Annotated in this window: 14 protein-coding genes and 1 pseudogene; 10 read left to right on the top strand and 5 right to left on the bottom strand. The window is 45.7% G+C overall.

All coding sequences use genetic code 11. The features are described from left to right. Window positions 1–25 precede the first annotated feature (25 nt). Window positions 26–1138, top strand: a complete 1113-nt coding sequence (locus CHA6605_RS09050; protein WP_015159169.1) for a precorrin-8X methylmutase — start codon at window positions 26–28, stop codon at window positions 1136–1138. Window positions 1139–1285: 147 nt separating this feature from the next. Here the strand turns inward: CHA6605_RS09050 and CHA6605_RS09045 are convergent, their stop codons facing one another. Next, window positions 1286–2158, bottom strand: a complete 873-nt coding sequence (locus CHA6605_RS09045) for a helix-turn-helix domain-containing protein (protein ID WP_015159168.1) — start codon at window positions 2156–2158, stop codon at window positions 1286–1288. 228 nt (window positions 2159–2386) lie between these two features. Here CHA6605_RS09045 and CHA6605_RS09040 point away from each other — a divergent pair, with 228 nt between their 5' ends. The 9 genes and pseudogenes from CHA6605_RS09040 to CHA6605_RS32775 form a co-directional block, all read left to right on the top strand. Next, window positions 2387–3232, top strand: coding sequence for an NmrA family NAD(P)-binding protein (locus tag CHA6605_RS09040; protein WP_015159167.1), 846 nt, complete (start codon window positions 2387–2389; stop codon window positions 3230–3232). Window positions 3233–3234: 2 nt separating this feature from the next. Further along, complete coding sequence (locus tag CHA6605_RS09035) at window positions 3235–3717, top strand: anthrone oxygenase family protein (RefSeq protein ID WP_015159166.1); 483 nt, start codon at window positions 3235–3237, stop codon at window positions 3715–3717. Window positions 3718–3852: 135 nt separating this feature from the next. Then, complete coding sequence (locus tag CHA6605_RS09030; protein WP_015159165.1) at window positions 3853–5085, top strand: RNA polymerase sigma factor; 1233 nt, start codon at window positions 3853–3855, stop codon at window positions 5083–5085. 80 nt (window positions 5086–5165) lie between these two features. Next, on the top strand, window positions 5166–5525 hold the full coding sequence (locus CHA6605_RS09025; protein ID WP_015159164.1) for a YciI family protein: 360 nt from the start codon (window positions 5166–5168) through the stop codon (window positions 5523–5525). A gap of 99 nt (window positions 5526–5624) precedes the next feature. Continuing rightward, window positions 5625–5975 carry a DUF1428 domain-containing protein gene (locus CHA6605_RS09020; protein ID WP_015159163.1) on the top strand — a complete coding sequence of 117 codons (351 nt, stop codon included), beginning with the start codon at window positions 5625–5627 and terminating at the stop codon, window positions 5973–5975. Window positions 5976–6029: 54 nt separating this feature from the next. After that, window positions 6030–6437, top strand: a complete 408-nt coding sequence (locus CHA6605_RS09015; protein WP_015159162.1) for a VOC family protein — start codon at window positions 6030–6032, stop codon at window positions 6435–6437. 40 nt (window positions 6438–6477) lie between these two features. Further along, entirely contained in the window at window positions 6478–6888 is a 411-nt protein-coding gene (locus tag CHA6605_RS09010) for a VOC family protein (RefSeq protein WP_015159161.1), read from the top strand. Between the two features lie 439 nt (window positions 6889–7327). After that, window positions 7328–7582: a VOC family protein gene (locus CHA6605_RS09005; protein ID WP_232432232.1), complete on the top strand. Its 255-nt coding sequence runs from the start codon at window positions 7328–7330 to the stop codon at window positions 7580–7582. A gap of 45 nt (window positions 7583–7627) precedes the next feature. Further along, window positions 7628–7789: pseudogene (locus tag CHA6605_RS32775) on the top strand (YciI family protein); the annotation flags it as partial. Window positions 7790–7837: 48 nt separating this feature from the next. On the opposite strand, the gene CHA6605_RS08995 reads toward CHA6605_RS32775, so the two are convergent. The 4 genes from CHA6605_RS08995 to CHA6605_RS08985 all read right to left on the bottom strand — a co-directional run bounded on the left by CHA6605_RS08995 (window position 7838) and on the right by CHA6605_RS08985 (window position 12823). Further along, window positions 7838–8089, bottom strand: coding sequence for a hypothetical protein (locus tag CHA6605_RS08995; RefSeq protein WP_015159158.1), 252 nt, complete (start codon window positions 8087–8089; stop codon window positions 7838–7840). A gap of 284 nt (window positions 8090–8373) precedes the next feature. Further along, window positions 8374–8544 carry a hypothetical protein gene (locus CHA6605_RS35025; protein WP_015159157.1) on the bottom strand — a complete coding sequence of 57 codons (171 nt, stop codon included), beginning with the start codon at window positions 8542–8544 and terminating at the stop codon, window positions 8374–8376. A gap of 98 nt (window positions 8545–8642) precedes the next feature. Then, window positions 8643–11750 carry an efflux RND transporter permease subunit gene (locus tag CHA6605_RS08990; protein WP_015159156.1) on the bottom strand — a complete coding sequence of 1036 codons (3108 nt, stop codon included), beginning with the start codon at window positions 11748–11750 and terminating at the stop codon, window positions 8643–8645. A 65-nt stretch (window positions 11751–11815) separates the two neighbouring features. After that, entirely contained in the window at window positions 11816–12823 is a 1008-nt protein-coding gene (locus CHA6605_RS08985; RefSeq protein WP_015159155.1) for an ATP-grasp domain-containing protein, read from the bottom strand. Window positions 12824–12999: the final 176 nt, after the last annotated feature.

Here is a 12999-nt window from a genome sequence, read left to right as displayed (position 1 = left end):
AGGTACAAATTGAGATTCAGAAAATATGGAAGCTGAATATTTAACAATCAAAGAACTCACCGCCGCAGTGGGCGGGAATATCACGCCGCGTATGGTAAGGCATTATCACACTCTAGGTTTATTGCCACCAGCCCAGCGATCGCATGGCAATTACCGACTTTATACTTCTCAAAATATTCAACAGCTACAGCGGATTGTCGCTCTCAAACAGCAAGGGTTTCAGCTATCCCACATCCAACAGCTACTCACCAGCGATTCAGGTATCGATCTCAGTCCCAGCTTGATGGCTCAGTTGCAGCAGCAATATCAGTCCGTCATTCAACAATTGGCGAGGTTGCGACATACAGCATCAGCGTTAGAGGGAATATTAGGGCGGGATGGGGATTGTCAGATCGTCCAAGCCGAAGCAATCGCGCAGTTGAAACTCCTCGAAGTAGAAAGTCAAGATCGACTGGGGGAACTCGAAGGACTTTGGCATCACTTAGATGGCGCAATTGATTCTCACCCAGAAGCCTTCAAGGAATCCCTACAACACTTGTTACCAGATCTTTCTAGCCGATCGGAGATTGAAATAGACTTGCTCTCTCAATTGGTGCTGGCTTGTGGAGATGTGAGCTTGGTTAATTTTGTTCGACTGAGTGGAGATGCGATCGCCGCAGCAAGGGAGGCTCTCAGCAGTGGCTGTCAGATTGTGGGGGATATACCCGCTGTGACTGCTACACTCGATCGTACCCGTTTGGCTCATTTAGGCTGTCAAGTTGAGACGCTGATCGACGATCCTCACATCACGGGTGTAGTAGAAGCGGAACAAGCATTCTGGCAAGATAAAGAGTGGCTAAATCGTCTCGACCGAATTCCTGCTCATTCCATCCTGATTATCGGCTATGCGCCTTCTGTGCTAATGGCTGTGTGTAACGCGATCGAACAAAACCAGATTCAACCTGCTCTAGTAATTGGAATGCCGATCGGGTTCAGTCACGCTCCGGCTGCTAAACGGCGACTGATTGCTGCTGGCATACCCCATATCACCATTCAAGGCACGATGGGCGGTGGATTATTAGCAGCAGTGGCGGCAAATGCTTTGATTGCATCTCTATTAGAGAAACCAGATTGTCACTGTTATCTCAACATAGTTTAAAGTCAATTCTGTTGGGAATCTCTTGCTATTTTGGGAAAAATAACAAGGATCGAATGTTTACTCTTACCCTTTACCCCTTCCCCCTTTCGATAAGATTAGATTATTACCACAAGTACGGGAAAGCCGATTGCGAGTGGAGCTAGTTTTTCAATCGCTCCGGTAGCTTTTGGGTGTCATGCCTGTAAGCTGTCGAAACTGTTTACTCAAATGGCTGTGACTATTGAATCCACACTCAAAAGCAATATCAACAATCGATCGATCTGTTTGTTTTAACAACTCCTTCGCCCGTTCGATCCGCTGCTGGAGAAGATATTGGTAAGGAGATGTGCCGATCGATTGCTTGAACAAATGGCTGAAGTGAAATTGACTCATCCCAATCGATCTAGCCAAATCTGCCAGTTTGATATCTCGCTCTAAATGTGCGTGGATATAGTCCAATATTTGTTGCAGTTGACGGTGTGGCAATCCGCCTTCATAGACCGAAAGCTGCGGTTTCGACGCTGAATATTGTCTGAGCAATTGCACCGCCAACACATTTACTAGGGAGTCAATATACAACCGACTACTTAGATTTTCTTGTTTGAGTTCGGTAAGTAGTAACATTGCGATCGCCTCAACTTGCGGATCGCGAGTCCGAAACGTGGGGATTACTTCCAGCCGATCTGAATTCATCCCCAGGGCTTCGGTAGCAACCTGTGCCATGAATCGAGCAGTAATCCGGATCTGTAATAGGCGATCGTCACTATCCCACCGAGCAAAAAAGGGTGCAGCAGCAGGCGCGATCGCCAAGTCCCCTTTTCCATAAAGTCCGGTATAAGACTTATCTCCCTGAATTTGCAGTAACCGTACCGGACGGGGAGCGAGCGACAAACAAATGACATGTTCGTTGGGGTAGAGTATTTTTCCCTCCCCAGCAGGATGATGGAATTCTTCGACGAGGATCTGCTCCCAGCCCTGACTTTGACTCGAAAACAGGGGCTGGCTGGTACAGACAAGCTGATGGCTGGCAATCGGTTTCATGGGATCGACTCCATACGTCTAGATCTGATTATCTTCATTTTCGCATTTCACCAAATATTCTGAGAATTGCCCGCAAGATTTTGTTAGTTTCACAAGAATCAGATAGCTCGATAGTAGTCGTTTCCCTAGGCTGGAATGGTAATCGATTCAGCAAAGCTGACGCTGCGCGATCGACAGAAATTGAATCGCCGATTACGCATTCTCGATCTGTAAATGGAGCCAAAAAAGATGACAAATGAACATTGGATTAAGGGTATCACTCTCGTTATCGGCGGTACTGGGAAGACAGGTCGCAGAGTAGCCGATCGACTGCTCAAGGCGGGTCGCCAAGTGCGAATCGGATCGAGATCGGCAGAAATACCCTTCGATTGGGAGCAACAGGATACTTGGGATCGGGCACTACAAAATGTGAAGGCTGTCTACGTTGCTTATCAACCCGATCTAGCAGTGCCTGGTGCCCTTGAAACCGTTGAGGCATTATTCGATCGAGCGATCGCCAGCGGTGTTGAGAAGCTGGTACTACTTTCGGGTCGGGGAGAAGTGGAGGCAGAAGAGGCGGAACGGGCACTTCAGAAAACTAGCGCGGATTGGACGATCTTGCGATCGAGCTGGTTTTTTCAGAATTTCAGCGAGAGTTTTTTCCTCGATCCGATTCTGGCTGGGCAGGTCGCTTTGCCAGTGATGGGGTCAGTCGCAGAGCCATTTGTCGATGTCGATGATATTGCGGATATTGCTTACGCCGCACTCACCGATGTGCAACACTCGCGCCAGCTTTACGAGATTACTGGCTCAAAAGCCTTAACTTTCCCAGAAGCGATCGACGAGATCGCCCGCGCGACGGGACAGAAGATTACGTTCGTTCCTATTCCAGCAGATGATTACCGCGCAGAGCTTGTCCGGCAAGGTGTGCCGGATGATTATATCGAACTAGTTTTATATCTGTTCTCCACCGTGCTCGACGGACGGAATACACCACTAGCTGACGGCGTGCAACGTGCCCTCGGACGACCGCCCCGCAACTTCGCCGACTATGTACGCCAAACGGCGGCAAGTGGCATCTGGGGAGGGAAATAACTATGTTAGATCGTTATCTGTTCTGGGTGACGTTCGCAGCAGCGATCGGCTGTGGACTCAATGCTGGAGTCTTCTTCGCCTTCTCGACTTTTGTGATGCCTGCCCTGGCGCGACTCAAGCCAGATCGGGGAATTGCCGCCATGCAATCGATGAATATTACGGCGATTAATCCATTGTTCATGTTGGCGTTGTTGGGAACGGCTGTAGCTTGTTTATTTATATTTATTTCTACCCTGATACATTGGCATCAATCTGGTACGATCTACTTAGCGATCGGTAGCCTGCTCTATCTAGTGGGCGCGATTTTGGTAACGATGTTGGGGAATGTACCGCTCAACAATGCGTTGGCGAATGTCGATCCCAACAGCACTGAAGGTACGGTCTTGTGGGCAAAATACCTGACAGATTGGACATTCTGGAATCACGTTCGGACATTAGCCGCTTTAGCTGCATCGGCAACGTTCATTTTCTCTTTAACTAAATAAAGAATTTCATCTTTTTGCCAGCTTCACTACCAAATTCCGCTTGTGGCTGTAGGATTTGACATTCAGAGCTTTTTATAATACTATAGTACTATTAACTTTGACTCGTCGCCCTATTACATGCGGTAATTTCGACTGATGAATCAACAAACAGCCGAACCAATTCGTTCGCAAGTGGACACGATCTACCGGACTGAATCGCGTCGCGTTTTCGCTACCTTGATTCGATTAATCGGCGACTTCGACCTTGCGGAAGAGGCACTACATGAAGCCTTTGCTGCTGCGGTGACGCAATGGCATCGCGATGGGGTACCTGCAAATCCAAGATCGTGGTTGGTTTCGGCGGGACGCTTCAAAGCTATCGATACCATCCGCCGTCGTGCCCGCTTTGACTCATTTTTGCCAGAAATCGACACGAACGATCCTAACTTGCTAGATGAAGAGGATGTTGAAGACGACCGATTGCGCCTAATTTTCACATGCTGTCATCCCGCACTATCGCCAGAAGCCCAAGTAGCCTTGACATTGCGGGAAGTCTGCGGACTCACGACTGAAGAAATTGCTAGTGCCTTTTTGATTGCTCCTGCTACATTGGCACAGCGGATCGTGCGGGCAAAGACAAAGATCCACACCGCAAATATTCCCTATCAAGTGCCGTCGCTGCCCGATTTACCCGATCGTTTAGATACAGTACTTCAAACTATCTATTTAGTATTTAATGAGGGTTACGCGGCTTCCTCTGGTGCATCGCTAACCCGATCGGATCTCGCTGATGAAGCGATTCGATTGGGACGGTTGGTAGTAGAACTATTACCAGATGACGAAGCAATTGGACTGCTTGCCCTGATGCTATTGCAAGCATCGCGACGCACTGCCCGAACTTCATCCACAGGCGATATTATTCTGCTGGAAGACCAAGAGCGATCGTGCTGGAATCGATCCCAGATCGCTGAAGGTAGGATGCTCGTACAGCGGTCGCTATCAGCTTCACAGGTTGGGTCGTATACACTTCAAGCCGCGATCGCCGCAGTGCATTCAGAGGTTGCAATTGCTGCTGAAACTGACTGGGCGCAGATTGTAGCTCTATACGATCTACTAATTCAAGCCGAGCCATCGCCGATCGTGGAATTGAATCGAGCAGTGGCTGTGGCGATGCGAGATGGCTTTGTAGTAGGGTTAGAGCAAATCGACAACATTTTAGTGCGGGGCGATTTGGCTAACTATCATCTGGCGCATGCAGCCAGAGCCGATTTCTGTAGAAAATTGGGCAGGGTTGATGAGGCTAGAGCAGCTTATCAACAAGCTCTAGCTCTGGCGAAGCAAGAACCAGAACGGCGATTTCTTCAGAAACGGTTGCGAGAGTTGGGCTAAAAGAATTTTTGAGGAGCTGTCGATCGAGAGGATTGCCAAACGATTATTTAATGAAAGCAACACAGAAGAGGCAGGAAAACATGAAATATATGCTGCTCATTTACGGCAATGAAAATGCCTGGACGGTGAACGAGCGAGAGAGCTGTTATGAGGAATCTTCGCAGCTAGTCCAACAGCTCAGAGCCAGCGGGCAATGTGTGAGTTCTGCGCCGCTCCATTCTGTGACAACAGCAACTAGCGTAAAAGTGCGCGAAGGGAAAAAGCTAGTGACCGATGGGTCATTTGCAGAAACCCACGAACAACTCGGCGGCTACTATTTGATTGAAGCACAGGATCTGGATGAAGCGATCGCGATCGCCGAACGGATTCCTGCTGCCCGTAAAGGTACCGTCGAAATTCGTCCGATCGTAGAACTTTCTGGCTTGCCGCCTGAGAAGTAGTGGCGATCTAAATCGTTTACAGAATTTCTCAAAAAATTTGTTAGATGTGTCGATCGCATGAATCCCAGTTCGACTAGATATTAAAGGAGTTAAACTTTCATGACTTATGTAGATGGATTTGTGATAGCAGTACCCACAGCTAATCGTGCCGCTTATCAAAAAATAGCTGAGGATGCAGCTATTGTGTTCAAAGAATACGGTGCGCTCAAAGTGGTTGAATGCTGGGGAGATGATATTCCTGATGGGAAGCTAACCTCTTTCCCAATGGCGGTTAAATGTGAGGAAAACGAGACAGTGGTTTTTGCCTGGATCGTTTGGCCTTCCCGTGAAGTGCGCGATGTGGGGAATCAGAAGGTAATGGCCGATCCGCGAATGCAACAACCAGAGACGATGCCCTTTGATAGCAAGCGCATGATCTACGGTGGTTTTGAGACGATCGTTGAAAGCTAAAGCAATACGGCTATCCGTGTGTTCTAGGTGTATTCAATTTTAAAGGAGAAAACAATGAGTACTCAAATTTTCGTGAATCTACCCGTCAAAGATCTAAATAAATCCGTTGATTTCTTTACTAAGCTCGGCTACAAGTTTAATCCGCAATTTACAGACGAAAATGCTACCTGTATGCTTGTGGGTGAAAATATTTTTGTGATGCTCCTCGTTGAGAAATATTTCAAGACCTTTACTCCCAAAGAGATTTGCGACACATCCAAAAGCGCAGAAGTACTCGTAGCTTTATCGTTTGAGAGTCGAGCGGCAGTTGATGAAATGGTTCGCAAGGCGATCGCGGCAGGTGGCAGCACTTATAAAGAACCGATCGATATGGGTTTTATGTACCAACATGGATTTCAAGATTTAGACGGCCACATTTGGGAAATCTTTTTCATGGAAGAAAGTGAGGTCGAACCAGCTTAGGAATAAATCGATTCATTCAATTAACCAACAGGAGTTCATTATGCAATCCAATACTTATCTGAATTTCAATGGCGACTGCCAAGCCGCGTTTAAGTTCTACGAGCAATGTCTAGGGGGCAAAATCATCGCAATGATGAGCTACGGCGAATCACCGATGGCAGAACAAGCACCTCCCGAACAACGCGATCGAATCATGCATGTTCACCTAACTGTGGGCGACATGGTATTGATGGGTGCTGACTTCCCACCTGAGTTCTTTGAAAAACCCCAAGGTTTCAATGTAAACCTCCAATTTGACAATGTGGAAGAAGGAGAGCGGATATTTAACGCATTGGCAGGAAATGGCACAGTCAAGATGCCTTTCCAGGAAACCTTTTGGGCTACTCGTTGGGGAATGCTGGTCGATAAATTTGGTACCCCGTGGATGATTAATTGCAATCCACCTGCATAGGGATTCACTTTGTTTCCAGGGGTTGTATCAATCGCTATGCTACTCGTTGAGAAATATTTTAACCCACATTCCGCACTTCAATTTTTGGCTTGCGTAGTAAAGCAAGGATTTGACCACAAACCAATACCATCACTGCAAAATTAAACAGGAGTTACATTATGAAACCCAATCCCATTGTTTGGTGCGAAATTTACGTCCAAGACATGGATCTGGCTTTGGTAGTCGATACCGAAGGAAATACGATCGGTCTTCACATGCCCCCAACAGCGATGGAATGAGGGCGGATCTAATTGCACGAAGCACAATTAAGCAATGCCGTAATGGTAGGTACGCATCTGGCCGCACATTGACGCGGAAATATTGTTCGAGCAAATGCCCCTTGACTGAGATCGCATTGTTGACTCCAGTTTTGGGTGGCTCATCATAATGGAGAATTAAAATGACTAAGCAAGCAAAGAATACGATTTGCCTGGATCGTTACTGGAATGAGATTGTTGGTAACGGCGGCGAAGAGAGTGCGTGCGGCTGGTGCAAGGATAAATGGGGACTGTCCTGGCAGATTACTCCGCTGGCTTTGACAAAAGCGATAACCGATCCTGACCGCGCTGCCGCCAAGCGCGCGTTCGATGCGATGATGCAGATGAAAAAGATCGACATCGCTGCAATCGAGGCGGCTGCCTTGCGGATGAGGTAGAACAAAGATATCGGAGACGGCATATATAACAAAGCCAACGCTGACTCAGAAGCAATTGAATGGGTGAAACGCTGTCCCATGCAAGAATCGGAACTAGAGATTCGATCGATCTTTGCCGCTGAGGATTTTGGAGCAGCTTTCACCCCCGAACTTCAAGCGCAGGAAGAACGTCTTCGCAAGGCAGCCGAACAACTTCAGAACATGTAGAGGTCGATCGCCGCACCTCAAGTTCACCCACCTGAGCCAGATTAAAAATTACTGAATATTATCTTCCGGTAGCTGGGCGATCGCTATTTCTAGTCGATAACGAAAGTCCTCCAGCATAACTTTCATTGTGTCAAAATTATCTGTCTGTCCTAGCTTTTTGTATTCTTTTATCCCATTCTGACAAGCGATGGCCGCAGCACCAAGACGAATTACTTTTTGTTCAGTTAGAGTTAAATAGTCATATCTTTCTTGCTCTAATTTGCGATAGATTTCTAAACCTGTCACCGTTGAACCGTCCATTTCAATAAAGTCGATTTATCTAAAACTATTTCTTCATTTAACTCGCTCCCTGGATGAGGGGGTGCTGGTACCACCCTGCCCGTATATAAAATAAAGACACCCCCCTCATTGACGAAGCCGTCAAACTCAATTAAACATCTTTAGTCAAATCGAGCCATCTTGCATGTAAATTTTACGCTCAGTTTGAGCGAAGACTTTCGGTATGCGATCGGTGTAGAGAGGATTGAATAAATCTATCTATTTCAAGAAGAGCGCACCCAATTGATAGATAAAACTTCAATCTATCAATATAAAGGATCGTCATAGGGAGGAATAGGATCGGTTTCTTCAACTGTGCGATCGATGACCAATCGCTGACCATCTAATTTCTTCCACAAACGCAATCCTAAAATTTTAGCGGTTCGATCGATGGGAAACGCATTAATCAACGTTGTTTTAGTAAGATTTTTTATCATTATTACGATCTTCTAACTCGGATACTAATCACTATAATTGTTTATTATGAAATTTAGATGAAATTTCGATCGATAAATAATAATTACAAAATACATAATCAGTCCAGTTCTGCGATCGCACTTAGATTGTGATTCTGTTCGCTATTCTTCTTCACAATAAATCGACCAAATAGTGAATAGAGCGCAGGTAAGACTAGCAGCGTGAGCGCAGTCGAAGTAAATAATCCCCCCAACACCACCACCGCCAATGGTTGTAAAATCTCTTTACCAGCACCAGAACCAATTACTAGCGGTACCATCCCCAGGGCGGAAGCTAGCGCAGTCAGCAGAATTGCTACCAACCTTTCCATCGAACCTTCGACAATTACTTCTCTTAATGGAAGTCCTTCAGCCAGTCGATGATTATAGTTATCGACGAGTAGCAATCCGTTACGGGTGGCGACTCCAAACAAAGTAATAAAGCCCACCATTGACGCAACTGAGATAATCCCTCCACTACTAGCAACAGCAATTACGCCACCGATGAGGGCGAGTGGGAGATTAATCATAATCATCAGCGTGGCAGGAATGGAATTGACAGCAAAATAGATCAGAATTGCGATCGCGACCAGAGAAAACGATCCAGCGATAATTAGAGTTTGAGTTGCTTGCTCTTGGGCTTGAAATTGTCCGCCGAATTGGATGTAATAGCCGCTGGGGAGGGTAATTTCTTTGACTTTCGATCGCACGTCGGCAATTACCGAGCCTAAGTCTCTACCGCTCACGTTGGCGGAAACAATAATTAGTCTCGATACATTCTCCCGATTAATCGTACTGGGGCCATTACCATACTCTACTTTGGCAACTTGCGCGAGTGGGATTTTTTGACCGCCAGGAATATCGATGAGTAAATTACCTAATACGTCCAAATTATTGCGATATTTCTCATCCAGCCACACCACTAGATTAAATGTTTGTTGCTTTTCCAATACTTGCGATACAGTGCGTCCATTTAGCCCAGTTTCGATCGTTTCGGCTAAGTCGCCGATACTCAAACCATACCGTGCAGCGGCGGCTCGATCGAATTTAATTTCGACTTGTTTAACAGGGATCTGCGGTTCCAATTGAAGATCGACTATTCCTGAAACTCCGCCCATCGCAGCTTGGATTTGTTGCCCAATCTTGCGAAGTTCGGGTAATTCTGGGCCATATATCTTCACCGCGATCGCACTTCTGACACCCGATAAAATCTCATCCATCCGGTGCGAAATAAAGCCGCCAATATTGGTAGCCACTCCAGGTAATTTGTTGAGTTCCGTTCTGAGACTAGCGATCGTTTTTTCGCGATCTTTGTCGCCCTCTTCACTAATTTGGACATCTAATTCACCAGAATTCACACCAGCCACATCCGCATCACCTTGAGCAAAACCCGCTCGAAACTGGATGGTATCAAATCGTTTATCATCTTTAAATGCAGACATTACCGCGATTGCCGCTTGGTCGGTAGATTCCAAGGATTGCCCAGGATAAAGTGTGAGTGCATTGACTAGCGATCGATCTTGGAACTCTGGTAAAAATACCTTTCCTAAGCCAGGTAGAATGACCATTGCAGCCACAAATCCGGCTAGGGATATCCCCAAGACTATCTTAGGAAATTTCATCGCTAGGAGCAGCAGTGGTCGATAGAAACGGTGTGCCATTTTCTCGACAAAAGTTTCGGAACTAGGTAGTCTGCGATTGGCTAAAAGTAGCGCACAAAGGGCAGGTGTGAGCGTCAAGGCAACTAATGTAGATGCCAAAATTGAGAGTAGATAAGCCATCCCCATTGGAGTAAAGATCCGTCCTTCTACGCCTGATAAAACAAATATCGGAGCGAAGACGACAGCAATAATTACTGTCGAAAATAACACGCTGACTCTAACTTCCACCGAGCCGTCAAATACGACTTGCAAAGGTGGTTTTGGATTAGTAGCAACTTGATTTTCTCGCAACCGTCGATAGACATTTTCCATATCGACGATCGCATCATCAACTACCGAGCCAATTGCTACTACCAAACCACCCAGAGTCATGGTATTTAAACCCTGTCCCGTCCAATTTAGAATAATTAATCCTAGCAATAGGGATAGTGGTAAAGCACTTAAACTAATTAGCACTGTCCGCCAGTTCATCAGGAAGATAATCAGAATTGCAGAGACAATAATCGTCCCATCTCGTAAAGCCTCTTCAACGTTTTTAATTGAGGCTTCAATAAATAGATCTTGGTCGAAAGTTTTTGTAAATGTGACATCTTGAGGTAATCCTGCTTTTAGCTCCGCCATTGCTGCTTCGACAGCTTTAACTACCGTCGGCGTGTCGGCTACTGGCTGCTTAGTTACGGTCAAAATTAACGCCCGTTTACCGCGAAATAATCCATCACCACGGCGCAGGGCTGGGGCAATTTTAACATCGGCAACTTGTTCGAGTAATACTGGTGCGCCATTAATGGCTTTAATTGCCGATTTTTGGAGTTGTTCGATCGATTGAATTCTACCAATCCCCCGCACTAACATCTCTCGATCGGGACTAATCAAAAATCCCCCAGGCACGTTAGCATTAGAATTCTGGACAGCCTTGGTAACGTCAGCAACAGAGACGTTAAATGCCTTCAACTTATCTGGATCGATGAGCACCTGATATTGACGCTCATCGCCACCGTAAAGGAAGACATTACTTACCCCTGGGACGGCTAATAGTCGGTTGCGGACATCCCAATTCACAGCCCGCCAGACTTCCATCATATCGTTACCCGAAAAAGCATATTTCACCGTCCAACCCAACGGCGAACTAACGGGCAAAATCTCTGGTTGTCCGACACCTTTGGGTAAAACACTTTGTACCCGTTGAAGCCGTTCGGTGACTAGTTGACGAGCGCGATAAATATCTGTTTGTAAGCTAAATACAGCCTTGACTGAAGCAATCCCGACGGCAGAGGAAGAGCGCAGGGATTCTAAACCAGGAGTACCATTGATAGCACTCTCGATCGGGCGTGTTACCAGTGATTCTACTTCTTCGGGTGCTAATCCAGGCGCATCGGCTTGAATTTCTACCTGCGGCGGCGCAAAGCTGGGGAACACATCTAAGGGCATTTGTCCGAGTACCCGCCAACCCCAGAGACTAATTAGGAGGGATGCGATGACTATTAACCAACGTTGGGCGATCGACCATTTAACAATTGTATTAAGCATCAGATAGTATTTAGCGATTTGATAAAAAAACGTACCTGTGGATATGGATTACAATACTTGTAATATTAATTTGTAACTTCGACAGAAATTTGTGCTGGGTTATAGTTAAATAAAAAGCCATCAGCCTTGACAAAAATGGCATCATCATAACGCAACATTGCCAAACCATCTTCCCATTCATCGATCGCTACTTGAGGATATTTACCCGTGCATAACTGCATCAGCCAGCCAGGGAAATCCGCTCCAGCTCGATAAGATAGAGGATAGCCCCCACCAAAACGCGGGTTAATTTCGATAAATACAATTTCACCATCGGGCTGTAAAAAGCACTGTACTGTAATACAACCGATCGCTCCAGGTAAAGACTCGACTACCTGTTTTGCTGCGGCAATTAAAGCCGGATTTTTGACAGTAATTCCTTTACTAATTTCACCTGCTCTAGTTTCTATTCTTAATCTGGGGACGATCGATATTACCCGACCTTGAAAATCAACTAAGACATCGATTGTATATTCTTCACCAGCGATTAGCTCCTGAACGATCGCATCTTCGACATAATTTGAGAAGAATTCTAGCTCTAATTGATTCCGAACCTCATATACGCCAACACTAGAACTACCAGTGTCGGGTTTGATTATCAGTGGTAAATCTAGCTCGGTAACTTCATCTAATTTATAAATCTTAGGTGTTTTAACACCAATTTTCTCAAAGAAGATACTTGTCTTATTTTTGCTATAGCAAATCTCATTTGTTGCTACCGATGAAACGAGTAGAGTTACACGCCGATCTCGAAACTGCTGTTGATGGAGTGATAGGAGATGCAGTTCGGTGTCAATTAACGGAATCAGTAGATCGATCGAATAGAAAGTGCAAATATCTAGTAAACTGTCGATATAAGTAGGATCGTTAATTTTAGGTACGAGTTCGGCTGCATCGGCAATAAAACAAGCCGGAGCATTTTGCTTTGAATCGGCAGCAATTATCTTACCATTGATGTTAAATTGGCTCATCGATCTCCGAAAAGCTTTGAGTAGTTCGACTCTTCTGCCAACACTTGTTAGTAAAATATTCATCAATATATTTCCTCTCGATTAAGTTTCGATCTGCTGTCGGTACTTAATTTGAATGATTTAGTTGGGATTATTCTCAATCTTTATAAATAAATCGATCGATCGTAATTATCACCACCCTATGAAGATAAAAACTATCGATCGACTGTAATTAGATGGCTTTAACTTCCAATGTCTAA

Source organism: Chamaesiphon minutus PCC 6605 (assembly GCF_000317145.1).
GTDB classification, from domain to species: Bacteria; Cyanobacteriota; Cyanobacteriia; order Cyanobacteriales; family Chamaesiphonaceae; genus Chamaesiphon; species Chamaesiphon minutus.
Note: the sequence above shows the minus strand (reverse complement) of the source record. Positions and strands in the feature narration are given on the sequence as shown.

Excerpts from the sequence above, each read along its gene's own strand:
- CHA6605_RS09050 (WP_015159169.1), top strand. The coding sequence starts at position 26 with ATGGAAGCTGAATATTTAACAATCAAAGAACTCACCGCCGCAGTGGGC.
- CHA6605_RS09045 (WP_015159168.1), bottom strand. The coding sequence starts at position 2,158 with ATGAAACCGATTGCCAGCCATCAGCTTGTCTGTACCAGCCAGCCCCTG.
- CHA6605_RS09040 (WP_015159167.1), top strand. The coding sequence starts at position 2,387 with ATGACAAATGAACATTGGATTAAGGGTATCACTCTCGTTATCGGCGGT.
- CHA6605_RS09035 (WP_015159166.1), top strand. The coding sequence starts at position 3,235 with ATGTTAGATCGTTATCTGTTCTGGGTGACGTTCGCAGCAGCGATCGGC.
- CHA6605_RS09030 (WP_015159165.1), top strand. The coding sequence starts at position 3,853 with ATGAATCAACAAACAGCCGAACCAATTCGTTCGCAAGTGGACACGATC.
- CHA6605_RS09025 (WP_015159164.1), top strand. The coding sequence starts at position 5,166 with ATGAAATATATGCTGCTCATTTACGGCAATGAAAATGCCTGGACGGTG.
- CHA6605_RS09020 (WP_015159163.1), top strand. The coding sequence starts at position 5,625 with ATGACTTATGTAGATGGATTTGTGATAGCAGTACCCACAGCTAATCGT.
- CHA6605_RS09015 (WP_015159162.1), top strand. The coding sequence starts at position 6,030 with ATGAGTACTCAAATTTTCGTGAATCTACCCGTCAAAGATCTAAATAAA.
- CHA6605_RS09010 (WP_015159161.1), top strand. The coding sequence starts at position 6,478 with ATGCAATCCAATACTTATCTGAATTTCAATGGCGACTGCCAAGCCGCG.
- CHA6605_RS09005 (WP_232432232.1), top strand. The coding sequence starts at position 7,328 with ATGACTAAGCAAGCAAAGAATACGATTTGCCTGGATCGTTACTGGAAT.
- CHA6605_RS08995 (WP_015159158.1), bottom strand. The coding sequence starts at position 8,089 with ATGGACGGTTCAACGGTGACAGGTTTAGAAATCTATCGCAAATTAGAG.
- CHA6605_RS35025 (WP_015159157.1), bottom strand. The coding sequence starts at position 8,544 with ATGATAAAAAATCTTACTAAAACAACGTTGATTAATGCGTTTCCCATC.
- CHA6605_RS08990 (WP_015159156.1), bottom strand. The coding sequence starts at position 11,750 with ATGCTTAATACAATTGTTAAATGGTCGATCGCCCAACGTTGGTTAATA.
- CHA6605_RS08985 (WP_015159155.1), bottom strand. The coding sequence starts at position 12,823 with ATGAATATTTTACTAACAAGTGTTGGCAGAAGAGTCGAACTACTCAAA.